This is a genomic window from Runella sp. CRIBMP (assembly GCF_009905605.1).
Classification (GTDB): Bacteria; Bacteroidota; Bacteroidia; order Cytophagales; family Spirosomataceae; genus Runella.
The window spans coordinates 473,816-498,087 of sequence record NZ_JAAAKZ010000003.1 but is presented as its reverse complement, the minus strand read 5'-3'; the positions used below and the strand labels follow the sequence as shown (position 1 = coordinate 498,087).

Here is a 24,272-nt window from a genome sequence, read left to right as displayed (position 1 = left end):
GCCTCTACGGTTTAGGGATGATGATGGTAAATATACTACCTTTACCTACTTCACTTTCTACTTCGATGCGGCCTTGGTGTTGTTTGACAACCGATGATACGTAGCTCAATCCTAGCCCATACCCTTTTACGTCGTGCGTATCGCCCGTGGGTACCCGGAAAAATTTATCAAAAATTCTCGACAAAAATTCCGACTGAATACCGATGCCGTTGTCCTTGATCGAAAGGCGCAGCTCCGCGTCGGTTTCTTGTAAAAACAACGAAATTTGAGGGCGTGTTTCGGTGTATTTTAGGGCATTATCCAATAAATTATAGACTACATTGGTAAGGTGGATTTTGTCGGCAGAGAGCAAAAAAGAATGTCCTTTTTTATCAAAATCTACTTTTGCAGCGTATTTCTCAAATTGCAGTTTCATTGAGTTCAACACAAGTTGCACAGTCTCTGCCCAATCAACGGTTTGGAGTGAAAGCGTCAGTCCCTGTTGCTCAAAGGTTGCCATTTTCAGTACTTTATCCACCAGCAACGTCAGGCGATTGAGTTCACTTTTTGAAATTTCAAGGTATTCTTTGGTTTGCTCGGGGTTTTGCGACACGCCAAAATTCTGCAAGGCTTCAATGGCTACGCTGACGGTGGCAATGGGCGTTTTGAGTTCATGCGTCACGTTGCTGATAAAATCATTTTTTAGTTCCGTCAGGCGGCGCTGCTGACGAAGATTTTGGTAAATCGCCCCAAAAGCCAAGCCTGTAATAGCCAACAGAAAAAATGAAAACAGGCTTTGTGGCAGGATTTTCTTCAATAAAAATCCATTATAATCGAAAAAAACCGCACTGTATGTACTTCCAAAGGGGATGGTCGTAGCGACGGCCGACGTAGACAAGGTGGATTGATTTGATTCAGCCGAAGGTTTTACTTCCTGTTTTTCAGGAGAAGACTTCACTTCCTGGCGTACAACCTGAAACGGCAGGTCAATTTTTGACTTTCTGATTTGTCGCACGTAGGCACGTTGGATGTCTTGGATTTTGAGCGAATCGTTGCCTAAACGGATAATGAATTGATTTTCCACGGCTTTCGCCTTAGCTTTCTTTTGCGTCGATAAGGCCTGTTTTTCAGTACGTTCAACAACCGATATTCTTATATTATTATTTTCACCCGAAAGTGGCGTAAATGACAAAACACTGTCGCGATTTGGGCGATTATACATCACCACTTTGGCCATTCGGCCAAGCATTCGTTGGAGGGTGTCAGACGGTTGGTGCGATTTTACAATGATAATTTCGGATTTGCCCTGCGGTGTAGTGTCGGCAACGGTCAGTTTAGTAATATCCAAGTTGCCCACTGAATTCATCTTAATGGCGCGAATATCTTCGGGTCGGGTCTTTCGTAAAACGTCTTGCAGTTTACTTTTTGAAAGCGTGGTATCTACCCCCAGCGATTGAGCCATTCGAGCCGCCGTTTGAATATAAAATAAGTTGAATGCTTCTGCTCTTTCATTTTTGCCGTCAGGCGCTTTTTTGTCTGAATAAACGATAGGTGTAGGAGGCGAACTTTCGTGGGTATATCTAAAGGTAAACTTTCGGTCAATAGCCACTTTATTTGTTTTTCCTGCTGGCGAATCCGACGCAAATGCTTTTCGCATCGGAAAAGTTATCTTTTTCTGAATCACCGAGTCTTCCAAGGCCTGAATGGTGTTTTTGAACAAAATATCAGCTTCCTTTTGCAGGAGGCTTTTTTGTTCATTGTATTCTTTGCGCAGCCAAAACACCTGAAAAGCCGCCAATAAAAGCATACTGGCGACCATCAGGGATAAAGAAGTAATAGCTGACTTAGTATTCCTCATTTTTGTTAACAGTGTATGAGTCAAATAGGCCCTTTCAAGACGACAGAATACTAATTCCGAATGATTCTGATGCCACCTTGTCCGCCCATTTCTTTCATGAATTCATCGCGTTTTTTGGTAAACTCGGCTTCGGTTATTTTCTTCCCACCCGAAGGAAGTTTTATATCGTTTGCGGCCAATTTTTTAAATTCCGCTTTGGTCAGACTGTAAATCATGTCGCCATCATTGACGTCTACTTCCAAAATTAAGCCAGGCAATCCGCCAAACCCTGCGGGTCCGCTAGGTACGGGGATGGCCTCCGTAAACCACGCTACGATGGGCTGGTTATTTACTTTATTGGTCATGGTAGCCTTCATGCAGTCATAGCCCTGAATCTTTTTGGTCTCTCCCGCCAATTTCCACGGCATCCGGCGCAGGGTATCTTCAATCAGAAACTTTTGCCCCGCCAATTCGCGCAATTCTACGGTTTTTTGGGTTTCATAGTTGCGGTAGGTTTCATTTTGCGGAACGCGAATCACCATGCGCACCGTATTTCCGTTGGCATCCGTATTTTCTTCGTCTTCGTTGGGTTGCGCGGCAGCCTTGAACAATGATTCGCTGGCCCGAACCAGAAGTTGCATTTTGTTGGTACGAAACTCCGGCACCATAGCCTTCATCGACTCATCCTGCATGCGTTTGTGCATATTGATTTTTTGGTCGTACAGCACAATCCCTTCGTTTTGTTGGCCAAAAGCCTGCAATAAACAAAATATCAAAATTAGGCTTAAACTTGTCTTTTTCATTGGTTTATGATTTAATTATTTGTTTAAAAACGAATATTTTTACCCTTGACGTATCACGCGCATTCCGCCCGATGGCATACCGCCCATGAAGCTTTTGAGACTGTACGTAAAACTCAACAGGAAGTAGCGGCCCAAGGAGCGAATCCGCTCGTCTTGTACGAAATTTGCCTGCGCAATGCGGTTGATACCCACGTTACGATTTAGCATATCGACCACCGAAAATTTGAGTTCTCCACGATTACCTTTCAAGAAAAACTTAGACACCGACGCATTCCAGATAGGCACTTTTTGGTTAAAAGTTGAACCCGCAAAATCGTAAATGCTGTAGTCCAAGGTCGAGTTAAGAGTTAGTGTTTTGGTTACTTTTAAGTTACCTTCTACATCATATACCTGATTCACAAACGACTGATTAAGATTGGGATTGAGCGAATAACTGGTTTGGTTGTACGTGATGGCCGCGCTCGTCGAAAAGTCCAAAATTTCCTTATAGCGGTATTCCAACCGAAGTCGGTTACGACTTTCGAGGCGACGCGTGAGGTTGTCTACGTTGTTGACGGGCGTAATGCCCCGATTTAAGACCAAATTAGTACTAAAATTCACCCGAGTCCCAAGGGCTTTAATCCTAAATCCCTGCGAGATATTGGCGTTGACGGTATAATCATCTTTTACGTTGACGGGGCGATACGTGCGTACCAAATTAGCATCTACTTGTTGAGCATTGGCAATTTTGTTGGTGGTATAAGTCAGGTTGGCAAAGGCAAAGAAGTTACTGAATTTGAGCTGATTAAAATTAAAGAAATTCAAGTTTAGGCGATGATTGTATTCGGGCCGCAGGTTGGGATTACCAGTCACGATGTTGAGCGGGTCGCTGTTGTCTACAATTGGCGAAAGTTGCTGAATACTTGGTTCTCGCACGTCGGTATCGTAGGTCACATTCAGGTTGCGGCTGGGGGCAAAATTGTATTGATAACGCAGGTTGGGCAACACATTCACAAACGTGCGGGCAATGCGGGTATTTTGCAAAATCAACTCACCATCCAACCCCGACCGCTGCACGCTTAGCCCCGTGGAGAAGTTAGCTTTTTGAGAATTCATTCTGAAATTCAACCCACCGCGTTGATACGTAAAATCATTACGAAACTGATTGCTCAACTGCGCATTGAAGCGCGGAGCGCGCCCCTCGCCGTTGACGTCAAATACCTGCCTGTCAACGTCGTTTTGAGAAAGATTCAGCGCATAATTGACCTCCAAATACTTACGTTTACCCAAAGGCTCAGTGAAAGATGCCGTGATACCGTAGCTTTGACGGTCGTTGGCCTGTGTATTGGTCTGGCGTAGCGTATCTACACGGCTTTTTTGACCAGCGGGATTGTAAAAAGTATTGACGGCACGCAAAGTTCCATCGCGGTCGCTTTGTTCGAGACCCAAAGTAAAATTGGTCGAAAGCGTACGCCCTTTTTTGGCAAACTTGTGTCGCCACAACAACTCAGAGTTAATTCTCCAGGTATCGCCTTCTGCATCTGATTGCCGTATACCTTCATTTTCGAGCGCGCCGCGGCCATTGGTAGAAAGGCTGCTGCTGCCCGTGTTGGACGAATTTTGGGAATAGTTGAAGTTATTGGTCCATTTCAACGAATTGAGCGAATCAATTTTATGGTCCAAGGTCACATTCCCTCGGTGCGTAGCGTTGGTGGTTTTCTGGGCGGTGTTTTGATTGGTTTTAAAATTACCCATCGGCAGAAAAGTCTCATGATTGGTCTCACGTTCAATCAATTGGTCGAGTTGATTATAGAAATAGTTACTTTGCAACTCGGTCTTTTTGCTGAGCTGGTCATTGTAGTTCAAGCCCGCCCCGCCCGAGGTGACAAAGCCATTATTGCGCCCACCAAAATTGAGGGGAATGGCGGCATCATCGTCTGAGTTAAACTGCAACCGCACCCCACCGCCAGCCATCATACGTTGCGACGCTCCAGTGAAGTTCATGTAATCATCTATGGAAAACCCCTGTTGATTGATGTTGTTGGCCATACCCAAAAACGACAACTGACGGGTTTTGCTGAAACGGTTAAAATTACCTTTGAGCGAATATCGACTCGCATCACCCACCCCCGCCGTGACATTGCCAAAAATCCCTTTTTTCTTTTCCTCTTTCAACGTTAGGTTAAGGGTTTTCTCCCGCTGACCATCGTCAATGCCCGTAAACTGCGCTTGGTCTGATTTTCGGTCAAATACCTGTACTTTATCTACCACGTCGGCGGGCAGATTTTTGGTCGCCATTTTGGGGTCTCGGCCAAAAAACTCTTTGCCGTCGACCGTCACCCGTTGTACCTGCTGTCCTTGGGCGCGAACCGTTCCGTCGCGGTCTACTTCTACGCCTGGCAGGCGCTTGAGCAATTCTTCTACGGCCGCGTTGGGCTGTACTTTAAAAGAGCCTGCATTGTATTCAATGGTGTCTTGCTTGATGGTCACGGGGTCGCGCTCGCCTTTGACAATTACTTCTTTTAAATCCTTGGGAACAGGCGCCATCTGAATAGCACCTAAATCCAATAAATCTGTTGTTTGTGGCTGAATTAATTGACTCAACGGTTGCAAGCCCACATAGGTGGCTTTGAGAAAATACGGGGCATTGGTTACGTTTTTAAACTCAAACGCACCCGTCGATTGGGACCTCGAAAAAGAGACAAGCGACGTATCTTTTCCATCCAACAACATCACCGTTGCACCTTCCAACGGGCGGTTGGCCGTGTCGCGAAGCGTTCCTTTGATGGTCAATTTTTGGGCAAGTGAAGCCGTCGAAAGTACCAGACAAAAAAGCCCCGACAGGGCATAACGTTGAAAGAAAAAAGTTGCCTTTTTTGTCAACTTCGTGTTCTGTCGGGCAGTTTTCGTAACGATTTTTAAAAAATAACGCATGGCTGTAATGGGTTTTTGAATGACTACGGGACAAAACTAATGAGGCTCTTGGCCAAAGTAGGTTAATGGTCGTAGAAACAATGTTAATTAAGGTTAATGCCAAAAACCCTATCTTTGCAAATACTCATCTTAGACATCTTCATTCACCATGCATTGCTACTTCAACGGTGACATTATCCCTGTCGAACAGGCTTCTGTCAAAATCAACGATCTTGCTTTATTGCGCGGCTACGGCTTATTTGACTACTTCCGTACCTACAACGGCGTTCCGTTTGAGTGGGATGGATACTGGGCGCGTTTTACCCGCTCGGCCGAAGTGCTACGCCTGCCCGTGGCCCTTACACAAGCCCAAACCGCCGATGTATTGGCAGAACTCTACAAACTAGCCGACAAACCAGATATTGCCTACCGTTTTGTCTTAACTGGCGGCTATTCGCCCGACAGTGTTAGCGTGGTAGAGCCCAATTTTTTGATTATTGCCGAAAACCTGCCCAAAGACAACCCCGAAGGGCGTTACCGAGGCATCAAAGTGCTACCCTTTGAGTTTGTGCGCGACCTACCCGAGCTTAAAAGCACCAATTATCTCCACATGATTCGCCTAGCCGCCGAGATGAAATCGCAGGGAGCGGCCGATTTATTATACCATAAAGACGGCGAAGTAAGTGAATTAACGCGCAGTAACTTCTTCATTTTCAAAGGCGATACACTCATCACGCCCGACCAAAACATTTTGCACGGCATCACGCGCCGAGTGGTGTTGGAACTGGCCCAAAAAGATTTTAAGGTAGAAATTCGCCCGCTGAAAGTGGAAGAACTGGAAGAAGCCGACGAAGCCTTTACCACCAGCACAACCAAATGGGTGATGCCCGTGGTGCAAATTGGCCGTCAAATTGTGGGCGACGGCAAGCCCGGTGTCAGAACCTTGAAGCTATTGGAGCAGTTTGAGGAATTGGTGACGGGGTATGGATTGGTAAAGGCATAGTTTTTTAGCGGCTTATTCTCAATATTTTTAGGTTTTAACGTTCTATCTACCGCTTCTTTTAACCAATAATATTCCCATGTCTATCACCAATCCTGCCGAGCTGGTCGGCATGAAAAAAATCAGCGAAGCCGTCGGCACTACCCTCCGAAAGATGCGCGAATACGCCCGTCCTGGCATGACAGCCAAAGAACTAGACGATTACGGCGGACAAATACTCCAAGAATTTGGGGCCAAATCGGCCCCACGCCTTACCTATGGTTTTCCGGGATGGACGTGCATCAGCCTCAACAACGAAGTAGCGCACGGTATTCCTTCAGAACACAAGATTTTAAAAGAAGGTGATTTAATTAACATTGATGTTTCGGCCGAACTCGGCGGGTTCTGGGCCGACAATGGCGGATCTTTTGTGTTGGGCGAAGACAAAAACAATCACCTGAAACTTGTCAACGCCTCGAAGCAGATTTTACACAAAGCTATTCATCAAATCAAAGGAGGCGTCAGAATTGCCGATATTGGAAAATTGATTGAAACCGAAGCCAAAAAATCAGGCTATCGGGTCATCCGCAACCTTGTCGGACACGGCGTAGGTAGAAGTTTGCACGAAGCACCCTCCGAAATTCCTTGTTTCTATGATCGCTTCAACACAGGCCGTTTCAGAAAAAACTCCATCGTAGCCATAGAAACCTTCATTTCCACCAAAGCCACGCTTGCACACCAAAATGGCGATGGGTGGACGTTTGTGACCAACGACGGCAGTTTTGTAGCCCAACACGAGCATACAATCATGATTACCGACGGAAAACCCGTTATACTTACCGAAAGCAACGAAATTTGGAATTGAACATGAAACAGGCAAAGTATTGGGTAGAGAAATACCAAATGCAGACGCATCCTGAAGGCGGCTATTTTACCGAAACTTATCGTTCGACGGAAAGCATTTCCCAAAGTGCACTTCCTGGCCGTTTTTCGGGGGACAGAAGCTTTGGCACGGGCATTTATTTCTTACTCGAAAATCATCATTTTTCGGCGTTTCACCGCATTCAGGCCGATGAAATGTGGCATTTCTACGCGGGCGGGCCATTACAGGTGTACGTAATTCACCCGAACGGACGGCTTGAAATTATCAAATTGGGAGCAAATCCTGACAATGGAGAAGTATTTCAGGCAGTGGTGCCGGCCGGTACATGGTTTGGGTCTAAACCTGCGGCGGAAAGTGATTATTCGTTGGTGGGCTGCACCGTAGCGCCAGGCTTTGATTTTGCCGATTTTGAATTGGCGAAGCGTGCTGATTTATTAACTGCTTACCCCGAACACGAAGACGTGATTCGGTTGTTGACTCCAGAGGTTTAGGCAAAGAGCAAAAACAACAAAGGCTTTAGCCCTGACTCTTTGCAAACAAAGGAATCAAGACTAAAGCCCTATCTAACTCCCTACTTTATTAGTTCTCCAATTTCTTCAATTCGCCAATCAACGCTTCTACCTGCTCAAACGATACCGCAGGGAAATTAGCGATACGAATTTGACTTTCCTTGAAAGGTCCATAACCGCTCCCGACAATCATATTGGCCTGTTTTATCTGAGCAATTACTTCGGGCGACGGAATGCGGGTATTGGCCACTATCACCGTGCGCGAACGATGCCGCTCTTCGGCTACCGACGGGCTGAAAGCACGACTGGTTTCAATGTATTTATTAAGTAGTTTATATTTTTCTTCGGTCTGCTTACGCACCGTTTCGGCACCGATTTTATTCATATCTTCGGCTACTTTTCCCAAAAGATAAATGCCAATCACGTTGGGCGTAGCGGGAGTTTCGTAATTCTTAAAATTCTTCCACAGCATGGGCAAACTATTGTGCGCTCCGATGCTAACATCCTCGTACTTCTGCAAGCGCTCGGCTTTGGCGAGGCATTTTTCGTTGGCAATCCATACCCCCAAACCCGCTGGTAAGCCAAAGGCTTTTTGAACCGAAAAGAACGCCGTATCTACCACCCCAAAATCTAACTCAGGATAAGGCGCCGAAGAGACCATATCGACCGCAATGAGTTTTTTTAAATTGCTCCGCTTCAGTTTGTGAATGTCGGGCTCACGCATTTGTACACCCGAACTGGTTTCATTGTGCGTGACACAGATCAACTCTGCATATTCGGGCACTTCCACTTCGGCGTAGTCAAAGCCTTCGCCAAATGGCTTTTCCTGCTTATGGGCGTATTTCCGAAGCGATGCGCTGTACTCGTAAAATTTCTTGGAAAAAGACCCGTTGACCAAGTGAAAACTTTCGTGCTCTACACAGTTTTGTACCACCCGCTCCCACACTTCTGAGGCAGAACCCGTGAAGAAAATACCGTGCGTATCGGGGATGTTCATCAAAGTACGGAGCTGCTCTACCGTAAACTGATAAATGCTCCGAAACTTCTGACTGCGGTGCGAAATCGAACCCAATTGCTGTTCAACGGCGGTCAGTAAGTGCTTCTCAAACGTAGGATACATCTCAGCCGGCCCGGCTGTAAAATAGACTTGTTTCATCTGATTTGGAGCCCTATCGGTAAGGCCTTTGGTTTGAGGGGGCAAAATTACGCTAAAAACCCATTTTTTATACCAATTACTACAATTCTTGCTTCTTTTTAGGAGCGTTCAATTTTTTTTGCAGTGTCTCATAAAACTTACATACGTGCGTCAGTTCGCATTTGTTGCATTGAGGGCTGCGCGCCACGCACACATAACGCCCGTGCAAAATCAACCAATGATGTGCCAATGGAATCACCGTATCGGGGATGTATTTGACGAGTTCTTTCTCAACCGCCAGAGGAGTAGTGGCGGTTTTGGCAACCAAGCCCAGCCGGTGCGAAACCCGAAAAACGTGCGTATCGACCGCCATCGTGGGCTGATTGTAAATGATAGAAGCAATGACGTTGGCCGTTTTGCGCCCTACGCCCGGCATTTGTTGCAATTCCTCAATCGTGCTCGGAACCTCGCCGTCAAATTTATCAAGCAGCATCCGGGCCATCCCTACGAGGTGCTTGGCTTTGTTGTTGGGGTACGACACCGACCGAATCAGTTGAAATACTTCCTCTGCGGTACTATCGGCCATGGCCTGCGGGTCAGGATAACGCTGAAAAAGTGCCGGCGTAACCATATTGATACGCTTGTCGGTACACTGGGCCGACAAAATGACCGCTACCAACAGTTCAAACGGATTGGAATAATTTAGTTCTGTTTCAGCTTCGGGAAATTTTTGCGAGAAATGTTCGATTAAAAGACGATAGCGTTCTTTCTTTTGCATAGGTTTGGACAGCCCTTTTTTGGACTTTCAAAGATACTTGTTTCCTCAAAATGTACCCCCTTGAAAACATAGAGTTTTAGATAAGAAGCTTAAACCAGGAAATGCGCGAGGAATTTTCCCGCAATATGGGTGATTTAATGGTTGCTCAAGTTTTCCCTATCTTTGTCTCATTGCGTCTTATTTGTTCACTTATTCATCAATTTCATGAGAAAAACTTTTCCTTCAACCCATTCTCGGTTTACCGTTTCATCTTTTATTTTTTCTTTGTTTCTTATCTCGTTTGTTCAAGCCCAGCAAAAAACCGTTACCCTCCATGATATTTACGGCCCACAAGGCTCTGTCTTTACCCCGCGCAGTATTTCGGGCGTAAACTGGATGAAAGCTGGTGGGTTTTACACCACCCAACAAAGCGGAAAAGTTATTAAATACAGCATTACCACGGGCGAGGCCGTCGAAACGCTTTTTGACCAATCGACCGTCAAGGTAGAGGGCACCAATCAAAACATACAGTTTGACAGCTACGAACTCAGCGCCGACGAGCGCAAGCTGTTGTTGACCACGGGCATCGAGCGCATCTATCGTAGGTCGTTCAAGGCGGAGTTTTACGTGTATGATTTGGCGAGCAAAAAGTTGGTGCAGCTCTCCAAAAACGGCAAACAAATGTTGGCTACGCTTTCACCTGATGGCAGCAAAGTGGCTTTTGTTCGAGACAACAACCTTTACCTTACCGACCTTTCTACCCTCACCGAACAAGCCATCACCACCGATGGCAAACGCAACGAAATTATCAACGGAGCCTCCGATTGGGTCTATGAAGAAGAATTCAGCTTTGCCAAGGCCTTTGAATGGGCTCCCGATGGCAAGAAAATTGCTTTTTATCGCTTTGATGAAAGCCGCGTTCCTGAATACAACATGCAGCTTTGGGGCGATTTGTACCCTAAAGATTACCGTTATAAATATCCCAAGGCGGGAGAAGCCAACTCGCTGGTGGAGATTTGGGTTCATGATTTAGCTTCCAACCAAAAAACAAAAGTAGACGTTGGCCCCGAAGCAGACCAATACATTCCGCGCATCAAATGGACACAAAATCCTGGTTTATTGTCCATCAAACGTATGAATCGACTGCAAAATCGGTTAGACATTCTGCACAGTGACGCCGCTACGGGTCAATCCAAAACCGTGTGGAGCGAAGAAAGCAAAACCTACGTGGATTTGGAATTTACGGACGACCTTACCTATTTGGCCGACGGCAAATCGTTTATCCAATCTTCCGAGCGTAGCGGCTACAAGCATTTGTACCAATACGATATGAATGGCACGTTGCTCAAAACCCTAACCTCTGGCGATTGGGAAGTAACGGATTTGGTCGGAATCGACGAAAAAACGCAGACACTGTACTTTACTTCGCCGATGGTTTCGCCGATGGAGCGGCATTTGTACAGTTTGAGTTTTGCCACTCCTGCTGTCAACAAAAAATCCAAGAAACCCCTTCCAGTGCCTCAACCCGTAAAATTGACCGAGAAATCAGGTTCAAATACGGTCAACATGAGTCCTGACTTCAGTTATTATTTGATTTATAACCAGTCGGCGCAAGAACCGTTGATTGTGAGTCTGCATCAGGCACCTACGGGCAAAGCGGTACGTACGTTGGAGGCAAATCAAAAACTCCGCGAGCGCTTGACCGAATATCGCATTTCTAAACAAGAATTTTTCAAATTTACCACTACGCAGGGCACAAGCCTCAACGGCTGGATGATGAAACCGCTTGACTTTGACCCCGCCAAAAAATACCCCGTTTTAATGTTTGTTTACGGGGGCCCCGGCTCCCAAACCGTAACCGATACTTGGGGTGGTGGGTTGTTTTATTGGTTTCAGGTATTGGCCAGCAAAGGCTACATGATTGTGTCGGTAGATGGGCGCGGTACGGGCGCGCGCGGCAATGCCTTCCGGACCGTTACGTACGCTCAACTTGGCAAATACGAAACCGAAGACCAAATTGAAGGGTCCAAGTATTTAGCCTCCTTGCCCTACGTGGATGCTTCTCGCATCGGAATTCACGGCCACAGCTACGGCGGATACATGGCCTCGCTGTGCATGACCATCGGTGCCGATTATTTCAAAGCGGGTATTGCAGGCGCGCCCGTGACCACGTGGCGGTATTATGACACCGTTTACACAGAACGCTACCTCAAACGCCCGCAAGACAATGCTTCGGGCTACGATGACAACTCCCCCATTCAGCACGTTAATAAACTGAAAGGCAAATTCTTTATCGTTCACGGAACGGGCGACGACAACGTCCATTTTCAGAATTCCGTCGATTTTGTCAATGCCCTTATCAAGGCTGGCAAACAGTTTGACAGCTTTTATTACCCCAACCGCAATCATGGCATCAGTGGCGGTAATACCCTGATGCATCGCTATCAAATGATGACAGATTGGGTATTAAAGAATTTGTAGTTTTGAGGAGAAAGGAGTGGCGGAACACGGAAGCGCGGAGAATACGTTTTTCCGTACTTCCGTGTTCCGCCACTTCAATTAAATCGTTCCTTCAAAATCAAGCCGCAACGCTTCAATTTTTTCCAGTTTTCCCAATACTTGATTCAGGAGTGTTTTGCGGATTTCGATTTGAAGGCTACATTCATTGTCGAATTGCTGTTTTTGAGGCGTCAGGTCAAACGCTTTGATGACTTTCATGACCTCGTTCATTTGCTCATACGGATACGTCAGCGTGTACACGTCGCGCACGTGTTTAGTTACAATTTGAGCTTGACTGAGCGCTTCTTCGGTGGCTACTTTGTAGGCATTAATCAAGCCCGGAACCCCCAACAGCGTACCCCCAAAATAACGAACTACTACCACCAGTAGATTGGTAATATCATGGGCATAAAGTGTATTTAGAATGGGTTTTCCAGCTGAGCCCGACGGTTCGCCGTCGTCATTAGCACGAAAATGAGTTCGGTCTAGCCCAAGGCGGTAGGCGTAGCAGTGATGGTTGGCTTTGGGGTGAATTTCACGTAATGCAGTAAGGTATTGTTTTACGTCTTCTTCGTTTTGGATTGGGTACCCAAAAGCTAAAAATTTACTTCCTCGATCACGAAAAAGTCCTTCTACAGGGGTGACTATTGTTCTGTAACTATCGTCAAATAACATTAAATCAATAACTTTGTTAAAAAACTAATTTTTTCGTTTTAGCCTACTGTTATGCCAATTTATTTATCAGCAAACCTTGATTTCGACCACTTATCCACAATAAATTTGTGAACAAGTGCGTAAACAACTTGTTTTATCATTTAATTCTCTTATCATCTAAACTTTCGCAATCCATGAAACAAACAAAATTACTATTATTTATGGTAGTTTTCGGTTGGGCAAATGTAGCCTTTTCCCAAGTCGACCTTAAAAAGCCCATTCCCTTTGACCCAAAAGTCCGCTATGGCAAATTGCCCAACGGGATGACGTACTACATCCGTAAAAACGAAGAACCCAAAAAGCGCGCCGAACTCTATCTAGTCAACAAAGTAGGAGCGATTCAGGAAGAAGACAAAGAAAATGGCTTGGCCCACTTCACGGAGCACATGGCTTTTAACGGCACAAAAAATTTCCCAAAAAATGAATTAGTCAGCTACCTCCAACGCGCTGGGGTTAAATTTGGCGATGACTTAAATGCCTTCACGGGTCAGGACCAAACGGTATATCAACTTCCCGTACCGACCGACTCCGCCGATATTTTCAACAAAGCGTTTGTCGTACTTGAGGATTGGGCGCACAACATCACCATGGAAGGCTCCGAAATTGACAAGGAGCGCGGGGTAATTTTGGAAGAATTTCGCGGTGGCAAAGGTGCACAACAACGCATGCGCGATAAATGGCTTCCTATTCTTGTTGGGGATTCAAAATATGGTAAACGTACCGTGATTGGAACCGAAGATATTCTCAAGAACTTTACGCACGAAACCATCCGCAACTTCTACAAAACCTGGTACCGTCCTGATTTGCAAGCCATTCTAGCGGTGGGTGATTTCGACATTGATCAAGTAGAAAAAACCATTAAAGAGCGCTTTGGGGCTATTCCGAAAGCCACCAATGCTAAGCCGCTCGGAAAATATCCAGTAGCCGATTTTAAAGGAACCCGCGTAGCAATTGTCACTGACCCAGAGCAGCCTTACATGATTGCTCAAATAGTAACGAAATTGCCAAAAGCGGAAGAAAAAACCTTGAATGACTCGCGCGAAACTATCAAACGCAACCTGTTCAACCAAATGTTACAGGCACGTTTGCAGGAATTGCAACAGCAGGCCAACCCTCCTTTCTTGTTTGGCGGAGCAGGCTACGGCGGTTTTATTGGCGATTATGACTCGTTCAGCAACATTGCAGTTGCCAAAGATGGCAACCTTGAACTAGCCGTCAAAGCAGTATTGGATGAAGGAATCCGGGTGAAAAATTTCGGTTTTACCGCTACTGAGTTGGAGCGTACCAAAACGCAGTTGCTGACCAGCGTTGAAAAGCGCTTCAAAGAAAAAGACAAAACCAAATCAGCGAGTTATGTAAATGAATACATGAATCACTTTTTGGAGGATGCGCCCGCAACAGGCATTGAGTTTTACTACGAATTTGTAAAAGAGCAACTTAGTGGCATCAAAATCGAAGAGGTAAACGCCTTGGCTGCCAAATATTTAACACCCGACAACCGCACGGTCATTATCATGGCCTCGGAAAAAGACAAAGCGAAGCTACCGACCGAAGCCCAAATTCTGGAATGGGTCAACGGAGCAGGCAAAGGAGTGACCGCCTACGAAGACAAAGTCATCAACAAACCGTTGATCGAAAATTTACCAGCGGCGGGCCGTACGACTTCCACTAAACAAATCGCCGAACTGGGCGTGACCGAACTTACGTTGAGCAACGGCGTCAAAGTTGTGCTTAAACCCACTGACTTCAAAAATGACGAAATCCTCATCGGCGCCCGCAGCCAAGGAGGTACGTCGCTTTATAGTGACAAAGATTTTATGAGCGCTGGACTTTCAGACGCGGTGGTAGAAGAGAGCGGTGTGGGAGAATTCAACCAAAATGCCCTCAAAAAATACCTAACTGGCAAGGTGGTCAACATCAGCCCTTTTGTGAGCGAAAACGAAGAAGGTTTTACGGGTAGCAGCAGTCCCAAAGACCTCGAAACAGCCCTCCAACTGGTGTACGCCTACTTTACAAAACCCCGCAAAGACAACGAAGTCATCAAAGGATTCATGACCACGCAGCGCTCGGCTATTCAAAACATGAAAGCGTCGCCGTCGCCAGAAATGGTTTTTCAGGACACCTTGAATACCTTGTTGGGCAACTACAATTTCCGCCGTTTGCCCATCAGCGTAGAGCGTTGGGATATGGCCAACCCAGACCGTTCGTACGAGATTTATAAAGAGCGTTTTGCCGATGCGTCTGATTTTACCTTCTTCTTTACGGGTTCATTCAATGTAGAGCAAATCAAGCCTTTGCTTGAAAAATACCTAGCCGTTTTGCCAGCACAGGGCAAAAAAGAGTCATTCCGTGACTTGGGGATTCGTGCGCCGAAAGGCAAAATCGAGAAGAAAGTCTACAAAGGCATTGAGCAAAAAAGTCAGGCGACATTGGTTTACAGCGGTGATTATGAATACAATGATGACAACAACTGGCAACTTGATGCGTTGGAAGAAATCCTGAATATAAAGTTGATTGAAGTCATTCGCGAAAAAGAAAGCGGCGTATACGGCATCGGTGCTCGGGCGGCTTACAGCAAGATTCCAGCTCCTCGCTACAGTTTACGCATTGGTTATGGCACAGGCCCTGAGCGCGTCGAAGAATTGGCCGTTAAAACTTTAGCGGTCATTGACGAAATCAAGAAAAACGGAGCCTCGCAGACCGATATTGATAAGTTTAAAGCCGAAACCCGCCGGGCCATGGAAGTCCAAACCAAAGAAAACGGTTTCTGGCAGAGCCAGCTAATCGACGCCTACACCAAGGGCGAAGATCCAAAAGCGCTGTTGGACTGGGAGAAGCAACTAAACAAAATCACCGTAGCAAGCACCAAAGCAGCAGCCAACAAATACCTCAGCGATGCCAACTTCATCAAAGCGGTGTTGTTGCCAGAAAAGAAGTAATAATCCGTGGAAATACCAAAACAAAAAAGCCGGGCTAGCCCGGCTTTTTTGTTTGTAACTCGCAACATATCAACGTTTTTTCTTCTTTTTAGCCACGGTTTTTTTCTTTTTAGAAGAAGATTTTCTGCGAACTGGCTTCTTCTTTACGTATTTTCGTGCTTCCGCTTTTTTGATGGCCGCTTCCTGATCTTCATCCGAGACAACACCCGTAGGAGCCTCCTTCACAATGGCCGCTGGCGCACCCAATTCGGAGGCAGCCTGTGACTGAGCCGTTATTTCGGGCAACACCGTCTGAACCACCGTTCCGATTTGTACGGTAGCATCTAAAGGACGTAAACGGAAGGAATAATTGTATTCTTTTTCGGTCAAAAGAAATTCAGGATGCGTACGCGGGGTCCAACTGTCATCCCCGCCAAGACCCATCATTTGATGATCAAAATGCAGCACCGTAACCATTCCACGTGATAGATTTTGCGTTGTTTTAGCCGCCAATAAATCCGCATCGGTATAATCTTTGGCGCTAAAATTCAGCGTAGGCTCACCGATAACCAGCCAACCAAAACCCAAAGAATCTGTCACGGCCGCCCAGCGTACATCTGTTTTATTACCATTCTCTTGGGCCATGATGTACGGAAAGTGCTGGTCCATTACTTTACCGCTGTACTCTCCTACGAGCGCCGCGGTTTTGCGATCACTATAACTCTCAAACGGCCCTCGGCCATACCAACTCAGGTTACGATATGCAGCGGGGAGCTGCATCTGCATCCCTACTTTTGGCAGGGGAGGTACATTATTTCCGTTTACGAGAATATTATTTTTGACCTGCATGTCTCCCGAACCGTACACGGTATAAGTGGTTTTATGGACAATTGAAGTCCCCGCTTTTCCCACCCAGGTTGTTTGGGTGTGTACACGCGCAATAGAAGGACTTATCTGCTCCACCCGAATATCGCCACCCATCCGCCGAAGGCTATCTAGGCCAGCCATACGCCAACGTTCTGCAAAACCCACATTTCCTCCACCTTCATCATTATCGGTCGGGACCCGCCAAAACTCAGGTTGGAGCGGCTGCCCGATCAGCTCATGACTTTTATAAACGAACGAACTAATTCCCACTGATTTGCGGTCAAAAACCACTTTAAACTGGGAATTGGTTAGTTGAATTCCTCCGCCCCGAATGAGCCCTACTTTTACCGTTGCATTGGTAGGCCACGTCAGCAGCGGCTTAGGAATTGGCGGCGTTTTAATGTACATCTGTTGAAACGCCACTTCATGCCCCGTCGACGCCCAAGGCATATTTTCTTTCAGTTTCAGGCTTAAGTTCAAAAAATATTCACCTCCTGTACCCCCTGGAATGGTATACGGTATGGTCACGTTTTGGCTTTTGCCAGCAGTGGCCGTCAAAGAAGAAATTTCGCCCTGCTGAATCGGCCTTCCATTTTCGAGCAATTGCCACACCAATTTAAAAGGGCTAAGGCTCAGAAAATCGTAGTTATTAATGAGCGTGACAGTCTGGTTTTGGGGTGAAATCGTATCTTTTGGCGTAAATTTCACGTATTGATATACGTGCTTCACTTCATTAATTTCAGGTTGAGGTGTGCGGTCTGGATTCACCAGCCCATCGCCCGCATTGGCACCATCGATGTAATTTACATGGTTGACATACGAGCGTCCATTTTTATCTTTAACGAACAACCCCTGATCAACCCAATCCCAGATAAATCCACCCTGCATCCGTGGGTGTTTTTCGATAACATCCCAGTATTCTTGCAAATTACCGACGCTGTTTCCCATCGAATGGGCGTATTCACAAATAATCAACGGTCGGCTCGGGTCTTTTTCAACCATTGCTTCCATAACCTTCACGGAAGGATACATCGTGCCATTAATGTCGAAATTGGTGCTGGGTTGGTTGACCTCTTCAAATGTTTTGGGATAATTGGCCCGTCCTTCGTAATGAATAGGACGCGTAGGGTCAATCAACTTGATGATCTGCGCCATGTCCTGAAAATTGCTTCCCATCCCCGACTCATTGCCCAACGACCAAATAATGATGGACGGATGATTTTTGTCGCGCTCTACCATGGCTTTGCCACGGGCAATAAACGCTTCTTTCCAGTCGGGATTATTGGCCAACACAATGCCTTTTTGTTGCCATAACTCATGGCTCTCAATGTTGGCTTCATCAATGACATACAAGCCGTATTCGTCGCACAGGTCGTACCAAAGGGGATCGTTTGGATAGTGAGAAGTGCGTACCGCGTTGATATTGTGTTGTTTCATCAACAAAATATCTTTTATCATAGATTCACGGCTGATAGTCCGCCCAGTATTGGGGTCAAATTCGTGCCGATTCACTCCTTTAAACATGACGGCTTTTCCATTGACCAACAACTGTCCGTTTTTGAGCGTCACCTCCCTAAAGCCCACCCGGGTGCTGAGCACTTCCGCCGTTTTTCCCTCACCATCTACCACCTGAATCACCAGTTTATAAAGATTGGGAGTCTCGGCAGTCCAGCGCGCAGGCGATGTAATGGGCACATTTAGGGTCAGATAAGACTCGTCTTTGGGGTCCATCATCGGAACGTTTTTCACAAATTCCCCCTGAAAAATCCGCCCGTCGGGGTCATAAAGTTTAAACTTGACCTGATATTTATCCTGAACTTGCGTCGAGAAATTTTTGACAAAAGCCGATACTTTCAGCGTACCGTTTTGATAATTTTCATCCAAATCAGTGACCACGTAATAATCCCTGACGTGAATTGTAGGTGCGGCAAACAGGTACACGTCCCGGAAAATACCCGAAATACGCCAAAAATCCTGATCTTCCAGATAACTTCCATCTGACCAATTGATGACCTGCACCGTTAGTTGGTTTTCGCCTGCTCTTAAATATTTTGTTACGTTAAACTCAGCCGGTGTCATGCCATCTTCGTGGTACCCTACCTGCAATCCGTTAACCCACACATAACAGGCGGATTGAACTCCCGCAAAATGCAAAAACACATCGCGGCCCTGCCAATTGGGAGCAATCGTAAACGACGTACGATACAGCCCCACGGCGTTGGTATCGCTCGTGATACGGGGCGGTTTGGTCGGAAACGGATGTTTTATGTTTGTAAAAATGGGGCGGTCGTACGCCCGCCCTTCACGCGCCCCCACCACCTGCCAATTGGAAGGAACGGGCAAATCATCCCAGCCAGAGATGTTTGTATTGACCTGAAAAAAATCACCTGGCACTTTGGAGGGGTGAGAAACCCACTTAAATTTCCACGTTCCGTTTAATGACTTAAAGAAAGGCGACGCCGCACGGTCAGATTTAAGCGCCGATGCTTCGTCGGCGTAGGGGATAATCGTAGTATGAGGCCGTTCGGTATTTCGGCTAATCACCGACGGGTTTTCCCAGTCGGGCAAATCTTGAGCAAATCCAACACAAGGTAGTAAGAGGGATAAAAAAACGCTTAACTTGCGCATAAATCATTAGCGGGTTAAATTTTCAGAACGCAACTCAGTTTCACAAAATAAAGGACTTTTGGCTGAACCAATAGAAAGACAACGAAAAAAGACAGCCGAATATTGGATAAAAACGACTTGCTTCAACGAATCGATTCGGTGTTTTGGGCAGTTTCCGTTGAATTTTCAAGCCAATTGTACTCCAATAAGCCTTTTCGATTCATAAAAAATATACCATCACAAACCTCAGTCTATCATGCTTTTAGCCGTTGACGCAGGCAATACTGACACCGTTTTTGGAATTTGGCAAAATGAGGAATGGACACACATCTTCCGTACGCGTTCACTGCCCGAAGAATCTCCGAATTATTTTGAAAGTAAATTACGGCTTCATTTTTTAGAGGCCGACTTAGCCTTGGAGAATATCACAATTACGGTTTTAAGCAGTGTGGTTCCGCCGCTGACGCCCACCCTGCGTACCATGCTATCCAACCTCTTTGGGGAGCCTCCCGTAGTGGTCGGGCCCGATATTTACCCAGATTTAAAAGTAGAAATAGACCATCCCCACGAAATCGGCAGCGACCTCGTAGCCAATGCCGTGGCGGCTTTTACCAAATACAACCGAAATGCCGTGGTGGTGGATTTTGGTACAGCACTTACCTTTACGACCGTATCGGGAGATGGCCGAATTTTGGGCGTTGCCATCGCGCCAGGCCTGAAAACCGCCGTCAAAGCCTTGTTTTCCAACACCGCTCAGTTGCCCGAAGTACCGTTGAAATTGCCAGAATCGGCCATCGGAAAAAATACCACGCACGCCATTCAGGCGGGTATTTTGTTGGGTTATGAAAGTCTGGTGCGGGGTATGGTTACGCGCATCCGCCGCGAACTCGACGGAGATTGTATTGCGCTCGCTACAGGTGGTTTGTCCTCCATTATTGATACCTTACACGGCGAGTTTGTGGAAGTAAATCGGAGCCTTACGCTTGATGGACTGCGCATTATAGGCGAAAAGGTTAAACAAAAAAGTATATAAAATGGGGCGAAAGCTCGCCCCAAACCTCAAAATTTTACTTTATAGCCCACACCAATCAGAAACCGATTTTCCTGACTTCCAATCAAGCGGTAATCGGTAAAGCCCGATATTTCCAGTTTATGGTGCTTATTGAGCGCAATTTCTACGCCCGCTTTATTACGCATTTGGTCAAAACCGTTCCCGATTTCATAGAAAAAATCGGTAGAAACGTAAGGCGTAAAACGTGATTTATTGGGATACGACAATTCAAATTTATTACGGATGTAGCTGCTGCTATTTTCGGCCGCGCTTTCATCATCCTGAAACTGATTCTGGTAGCGCAGACGATAATCAAATTTCAATTTCCAAAGCTTATGATCATAGGCTAAATCAGCATAAAAACGATTGTACGAGCGGTATTCATAACCAGTTTTATCCTCATTTTTTTTACGTCGGGCTATGTAGCGATAATATCCGCTCACTTCCCAATGCTTGGTGAGCTTGTAAGAGAGACCTACCTCCCCCAAATACGCTTTTAAAACGGAAATATTGTCCGTAAAACGGGATTGGACATTGATGTTGGCCGACCATTTTTTAGTAATCTTTTTCTCCACTCCCACACCCGACCAAAGGCCAATATCGGCGGCTTGCGAATAACCCATCATTGGTAAAACCAACAGCACCAACGAAACATAAACTCCTCTAAACCAATACCTTGACAATCCTTTGATAAGCGCAGGGTTATTTCCTAAATTATGCATTTTCCAAAATATTTTCTTCGATTTTCTTTTCATTTTTGGCAGGAGTTTGATAGTAAAAAATCATAATAAGCGCCGAATCTCTCAGAAAATCCATGGTTTGAATTTCTACACGGTGAATATTCAAACCCGTACGTGCCCGCAGGTCTTGAATCAATTCGGCACGCCGCTCGGGCAAAATCAGATCAATTTTGTCGTATTGCACAACTTTTGTCAACTCCCGTTTGATAAGCCAGTTGCCTTCCAAAAGCCACACACTCAGCACAATCATGCCATTGACCAAGCCCAATTCGTCCCAACTTCCTTTGATAATAGCGGAGATAAGCCCCAGCGAAATAACGATGAAAAGATAAGTCATGTCTTTGGCCGAAAGCCCTTCTGTACGGTAGCGGAGCATCGAAAACACGGCAAATAACCCAAAGGCTGCCCCCATCGACATCTGCACTTTATTGAGCAGATACGTAATGAGAAAAATGACCAAATTGAAACCAAAAAACGTCAGAAACAAGTCCGTACGACGGTAGAGTCGGTAATAAATCAGTCGGACCAGAATCGTGACCGTCAGCAAATCAACCAACAAGCGTACGAAAAACTTTTCGGGAAGTTTATTAAACCATTCAAAGGTGTCGGCAGTGGCAAGCTCTTGGAGAAAAATCATTTTTTTATCGTTAGGTATCAGACAATGTTAAGCAGAATAATGGCTATTTTCGGGCAAGGAAGTACATCGGGCATTTATTTTTAACACATGATTCAACTTTTCTTTAAAGCGATTGTGTTTGACCGTTTTGTTGAGACTAATAACGCCCAAGCAATACTTACTCAGTGAGCCTTCCCGCAGTTGATATTTCTTCATTAAATCCGAAAATCGGGAGTGTTTTAGCGAATCTTGTTTTACTTCGGCTACCACCAATTGTTCATAACTTTTGCGGCTTGCCTCATTGTGAAACGTCAAATTCAAATCCAGCGTTAAGCGCTCAGCCGTTGTGCGGCTCACAAGGGTAATCCGGGTATAATCCACCCGAAGTACTGGCGTCAGTGTGGCAGGATCAACTGGTGTTTGTAGGCTTAGAAAAGCGTTGGTTTCCTCGGTCAGGGTAGTATTGACGGGTCTTTGATTCAGCAAACGGGTCTTAATCGTACGCCCTTTATTATTCTTGAATTTTACTTCCGTAAAAATTGTGTTGCTATGAACATACTTACGTTGACGAATTTTATACCGATTCAATCGTCCTGCTTGGTGGTCGTGGTAAAACCGTAAATCAGGCGTATCAAAGTAGAGCGTTTCATAATCACACATCCGATGCCCGTTGATTTCCAACAAACGATAGTAGGGCCGCAAATCCTCCAACAAAGTAGGCAGCATTTTTAGGGGGACTAAAAACTTGACATCGGTGCGGTTCATGAGTTTGACGCCGTCCATTTCGGCCAGCGAAATAGGATCATACAACCCTATTTTCTGTACAATTGTGGGGGTGAGGAATTGCGCTGCCATCTATTTTAAAAAGGTATTAACGGCCTGATTTCGCGTTGATACATGTTGTTTTAATGCCGTGAGAGCGGTGGCAAAAGCGGCGGTATTGGTAAGATTGGTATATGGTGCCATCTCTTTTTCCGTTCCGTTGACGTACGGCGTAATCAGGTTTGTGTATTTGTCAAACAACTCATTCATTTTGGCCGTCGTAAATACTTCATCAGTGAATGTCCTAACGTATTGTTTGTACTTGGCATAATACACTGGGTCGGCCGCAACGTAGCGAATCAACGGCCAGCCTGTCCCGACTTCGGTCATGGCCAACGACACTGCCGCTCGCCCCCCGCCGCCAGCACCGCCGGCATTTCCACCCCCAGCGGTACTTGTCATCGACATGTTATGGTCCCACGGAATCCACATGAGCTTATTGGTGGGTGAATTGTAAAGATAATAATTATGCGCCATAGCCCCGTAGGTATCCCAGTTGACAATCGTGTTGTTGATAGCCAAAAATTTTAGATAATGATCCACGTTGAACGTTTTCTCCAGATTGGCACGCCATTGGGCGGCATTAGTTGTGCGGTCTGTGCTGTTGAGGGCCCCCACAAATGCTTGTACATCACTGTAATCGGCAGCAGTTTCGTTGTTTTTCTTTTCAAATTGGGATTGCACAAATGTCTGAAACGTTGATTCAGGTTTGTAGATATTGCCTTTGTCTTCCCCAAATTGATCTTTGACCATCGTGTCGTCAATGATTTCGACCATGGTATAGACGCCGCAATATTTAAGGCCATCGCCAAAATTCAGATACACTTTATAAAAGGCAGTCCGGGCCGCTGCCACGCCACCCATTCTGAAAATATCCGCTACTACTTTCTCCCGAATAAGCGAATTATCAGAAAATGCAGGCGACATCGACAGCTCCTTAAATCCATAAAAACGTTGGTTATCAATTTCGGGATACTTGTCTTCGTATTCATCCATTTTGAGACGAAACGGCAATTTATAAATCCCCGCCCGCCAGATAGACGAAAGGCTAGAATTACCTTTGAGTCTGAACCCTACGTTGTTCCAAGCTTTTCCGTTAAATTTCATGGTAGTAGCCACATAAATGGGGTCTCCCGGAATAAGATCCAACCCTCCAGCACCATTTCCCCCAGGAGGAATACCACCCAACATTCCGCCAGGAGCCATTCCTCCCTGACTCGTTCCTCCACCCGCTCCAAAAGCCGTTCCACTTTTGCTTTGCATATCGGCTTTGATGGCGGTCCAGTCGGCGGCCGTCATGGTGATTTCTAAGGTGTTTACTTGATTTTGCGGAAAAACAATGTCATAGTTGGGGGCTACATCATTACTGTGCGATTCGGTGGTCCAATCAGAATTGGCATTTTGCGGCACAAGGTCGGTATTTTTATCCTTACAGGCCGAGGCTACCCATAACAGCGCAGCGGTAAGCAGCGTATAGTGAATTGATTTCATAGTAGTGTTTATTGGTGTTCAGGTATGTTTTGATGTATACGCAAGTTTTTGCGTCGTCGTTGCGAAAAACCTTATCACCACAGGCACTTTCTGATGGTTATTTTCGACACAGCTTATCAGACCTATGCGTTGGAAGGTTTGTGAAGATAATCAATTATTTATTGACGGTTTAT

Annotated in this window: 17 protein-coding genes; 6 read left to right on the top strand and 11 right to left on the bottom strand. The window is 45.9% G+C overall.

The window, feature by feature from the left end:
- Positions 1–4: 4 nt before the first annotated feature.
- From GVN20_RS11870 to GVN20_RS11860, 3 genes are read right to left on the bottom strand one after another with little or no spacing between them, the layout of a single operon-like run.
- The gene (locus GVN20_RS11870) at positions 5–1,837 is read right to left on the bottom strand and encodes a cell wall metabolism sensor histidine kinase WalK (protein WP_166558526.1); all 1,833 of its coding nucleotides are present in this window, start codon (positions 1,835–1,837) and stop codon (positions 5–7) included.
- A 50-nt stretch (positions 1,838–1,887) separates the two neighbouring features.
- A complete protein-coding gene (locus GVN20_RS11865; RefSeq protein WP_166558525.1) occupies positions 1,888–2,619 on the bottom strand; it encodes a GLPGLI family protein in 732 nt (243 codons plus the stop codon).
- A gap of 39 nt (positions 2,620–2,658) precedes the next feature.
- The gene (locus tag GVN20_RS11860; protein ID WP_166558524.1) at positions 2,659–5,532 is read right to left on the bottom strand and encodes an outer membrane beta-barrel family protein; all 2,874 of its coding nucleotides are present in this window, start codon (positions 5,530–5,532) and stop codon (positions 2,659–2,661) included.
- Positions 5,533–5,680: 148 nt separating this feature from the next.
- Between GVN20_RS11860 and GVN20_RS11855 the strand changes: the two genes are divergently transcribed.
- From GVN20_RS11855 to GVN20_RS11845, 3 genes are all read left to right on the top strand, one after another.
- Positions 5,681–6,514 (top strand): aminotransferase class IV, encoded by an 834-nt coding sequence (locus GVN20_RS11855; RefSeq protein ID WP_166558523.1) that lies wholly within the window; start codon positions 5,681–5,683, stop codon positions 6,512–6,514.
- A gap of 76 nt (positions 6,515–6,590) precedes the next feature.
- A complete protein-coding gene (gene map, locus GVN20_RS11850) occupies positions 6,591–7,355 on the top strand; it encodes a type I methionyl aminopeptidase (RefSeq protein WP_166558522.1) in 765 nt (254 codons plus the stop codon).
- Positions 7,356–7,357: 2 nt separating this feature from the next.
- The gene (locus GVN20_RS11845) at positions 7,358–7,864 is read left to right on the top strand and encodes a cupin domain-containing protein (RefSeq protein ID WP_166558521.1); all 507 of its coding nucleotides are present in this window, start codon (positions 7,358–7,360) and stop codon (positions 7,862–7,864) included.
- Positions 7,865–7,952: 88 nt separating this feature from the next.
- On the opposite strand, the gene GVN20_RS11840 is transcribed toward GVN20_RS11845, so the two are convergent.
- Together GVN20_RS11840 and nth are read right to left on the bottom strand one after the other, a co-directional pair.
- Positions 7,953–9,038, bottom strand: coding sequence for an aminotransferase class V-fold PLP-dependent enzyme (locus GVN20_RS11840; RefSeq protein WP_166558520.1), 1,086 nt, complete (start codon positions 9,036–9,038; stop codon positions 7,953–7,955).
- A gap of 79 nt (positions 9,039–9,117) precedes the next feature.
- The gene (nth, locus tag GVN20_RS11835) at positions 9,118–9,795 is read right to left on the bottom strand and encodes an endonuclease III (protein ID WP_166558519.1); all 678 of its coding nucleotides are present in this window, start codon (positions 9,793–9,795) and stop codon (positions 9,118–9,120) included.
- A gap of 204 nt (positions 9,796–9,999) precedes the next feature.
- Between nth and GVN20_RS11830 the strand changes: the two genes are divergently transcribed.
- On the top strand, positions 10,000–12,255 hold the full coding sequence (locus tag GVN20_RS11830; RefSeq protein WP_166558518.1) for a S9 family peptidase: 2,256 nt from the start codon (positions 10,000–10,002) through the stop codon (positions 12,253–12,255).
- Positions 12,256–12,333: 78 nt separating this feature from the next.
- Here the strand turns inward: GVN20_RS11830 and GVN20_RS11825 are convergent, their stop codons facing one another.
- Positions 12,334–12,948: a YigZ family protein gene (locus tag GVN20_RS11825; protein ID WP_166558517.1), complete on the bottom strand. Its 615-nt coding sequence runs from the start codon at positions 12,946–12,948 to the stop codon at positions 12,334–12,336.
- Positions 12,949–13,121: 173 nt separating this feature from the next.
- Between GVN20_RS11825 and GVN20_RS11820 the strand changes: the two genes are divergently transcribed.
- Positions 13,122–15,926: a pitrilysin family protein gene (locus tag GVN20_RS11820; RefSeq protein WP_166558516.1), complete on the top strand. Its 2,805-nt coding sequence runs from the start codon at positions 13,122–13,124 to the stop codon at positions 15,924–15,926.
- 69 nt (positions 15,927–15,995) lie between these two features.
- Here GVN20_RS11820 and GVN20_RS11815 read toward each other — a convergent pair whose 3' ends face one another.
- Positions 15,996–19,400, bottom strand: coding sequence for a glycoside hydrolase family 2 TIM barrel-domain containing protein (locus GVN20_RS11815; RefSeq protein WP_166558515.1), 3,405 nt, complete (start codon positions 19,398–19,400; stop codon positions 15,996–15,998).
- 235 nt (positions 19,401–19,635) lie between these two features.
- Here GVN20_RS11815 and GVN20_RS11810 point away from each other — a divergent pair, with 235 nt between their 5' ends.
- The gene (locus GVN20_RS11810; RefSeq protein ID WP_166558514.1) at positions 19,636–20,412 is read left to right on the top strand and encodes a type III pantothenate kinase; all 777 of its coding nucleotides are present in this window, start codon (positions 19,636–19,638) and stop codon (positions 20,410–20,412) included.
- A 26-nt stretch (positions 20,413–20,438) separates the two neighbouring features.
- On the opposite strand, the gene GVN20_RS11805 is transcribed toward GVN20_RS11810, so the two are convergent.
- The 4 genes from GVN20_RS11805 to GVN20_RS11790 are packed head-to-tail and all read right to left on the bottom strand — an operon-like array spanning position 20,439 to position 24,099.
- Positions 20,439–21,185 (bottom strand): DUF2490 domain-containing protein, encoded by a 747-nt coding sequence (locus tag GVN20_RS11805; protein WP_166558513.1) that lies wholly within the window; start codon positions 21,183–21,185, stop codon positions 20,439–20,441.
- Positions 21,145–21,807 (bottom strand): DUF4956 domain-containing protein, encoded by a 663-nt coding sequence (locus GVN20_RS11800; RefSeq protein WP_166558512.1) that lies wholly within the window; start codon positions 21,805–21,807, stop codon positions 21,145–21,147. Before GVN20_RS11800 ends, GVN20_RS11805 begins: the two co-directional genes overlap by 41 nt.
- Positions 21,808–21,834: 27 nt before the next feature.
- Positions 21,835–22,641 (bottom strand): polyphosphate polymerase domain-containing protein, encoded by an 807-nt coding sequence (locus GVN20_RS11795; RefSeq protein WP_166558511.1) that lies wholly within the window; start codon positions 22,639–22,641, stop codon positions 21,835–21,837.
- The gene (locus GVN20_RS11790) at positions 22,642–24,099 is read right to left on the bottom strand and encodes a CotH kinase family protein (protein ID WP_166558510.1); all 1,458 of its coding nucleotides are present in this window, start codon (positions 24,097–24,099) and stop codon (positions 22,642–22,644) included.
- Between the last annotated feature and the right edge of the window lie 173 nt (positions 24,100–24,272).

What these genes read in the sequence shown, in the direction of transcription:
- GVN20_RS11815 (WP_166558515.1), bottom strand. Translation starts at nt 19,400, where the DNA reads ATGCGCAAGTTAAGCGTTTTTTTATCCCTCTTACTACCTTGTGTTGGA.
- GVN20_RS11830 (WP_166558518.1), top strand. Translation starts at nt 10,000, where the DNA reads ATGAGAAAAACTTTTCCTTCAACCCATTCTCGGTTTACCGTTTCATCT.
- GVN20_RS11800 (WP_166558512.1), bottom strand. Translation starts at nt 21,807, where the DNA reads ATGATTTTTCTCCAAGAGCTTGCCACTGCCGACACCTTTGAATGGTTT.
- GVN20_RS11855 (WP_166558523.1), top strand. Translation starts at nt 5,681, where the DNA reads ATGCATTGCTACTTCAACGGTGACATTATCCCTGTCGAACAGGCTTCT.
- GVN20_RS11860 (WP_166558524.1), bottom strand. Translation starts at nt 5,532, where the DNA reads ATGCGTTATTTTTTAAAAATCGTTACGAAAACTGCCCGACAGAACACG.
- GVN20_RS11865 (WP_166558525.1), bottom strand. Translation starts at nt 2,619, where the DNA reads ATGAAAAAGACAAGTTTAAGCCTAATTTTGATATTTTGTTTATTGCAG.
- GVN20_RS11840 (WP_166558520.1), bottom strand. Translation starts at nt 9,038, where the DNA reads ATGAAACAAGTCTATTTTACAGCCGGGCCGGCTGAGATGTATCCTACG.
- GVN20_RS11820 (WP_166558516.1), top strand. Translation starts at nt 13,122, where the DNA reads ATGAAACAAACAAAATTACTATTATTTATGGTAGTTTTCGGTTGGGCA.
- GVN20_RS11845 (WP_166558521.1), top strand. Translation starts at nt 7,358, where the DNA reads ATGAAACAGGCAAAGTATTGGGTAGAGAAATACCAAATGCAGACGCAT.
- GVN20_RS11825 (WP_166558517.1), bottom strand. Translation starts at nt 12,948, where the DNA reads ATGTTATTTGACGATAGTTACAGAACAATAGTCACCCCTGTAGAAGGA.
- GVN20_RS11790 (WP_166558510.1), bottom strand. Translation starts at nt 24,099, where the DNA reads ATGAAATCAATTCACTATACGCTGCTTACCGCTGCGCTGTTATGGGTA.
- nth (WP_166558519.1), bottom strand. Translation starts at nt 9,795, where the DNA reads ATGCAAAAGAAAGAACGCTATCGTCTTTTAATCGAACATTTCTCGCAA.
- GVN20_RS11810 (WP_166558514.1), top strand. Translation starts at nt 19,636, where the DNA reads ATGCTTTTAGCCGTTGACGCAGGCAATACTGACACCGTTTTTGGAATT.
- GVN20_RS11795 (WP_166558511.1), bottom strand. Translation starts at nt 22,641, where the DNA reads ATGGCAGCGCAATTCCTCACCCCCACAATTGTACAGAAAATAGGGTTG.
- GVN20_RS11805 (WP_166558513.1), bottom strand. Translation starts at nt 21,185, where the DNA reads ATGAAAAGAAAATCGAAGAAAATATTTTGGAAAATGCATAATTTAGGA.
- GVN20_RS11870 (WP_166558526.1), bottom strand. Translation starts at nt 1,837, where the DNA reads ATGAGGAATACTAAGTCAGCTATTACTTCTTTATCCCTGATGGTCGCC.
- map (WP_166558522.1), top strand. Translation starts at nt 6,591, where the DNA reads ATGTCTATCACCAATCCTGCCGAGCTGGTCGGCATGAAAAAAATCAGC.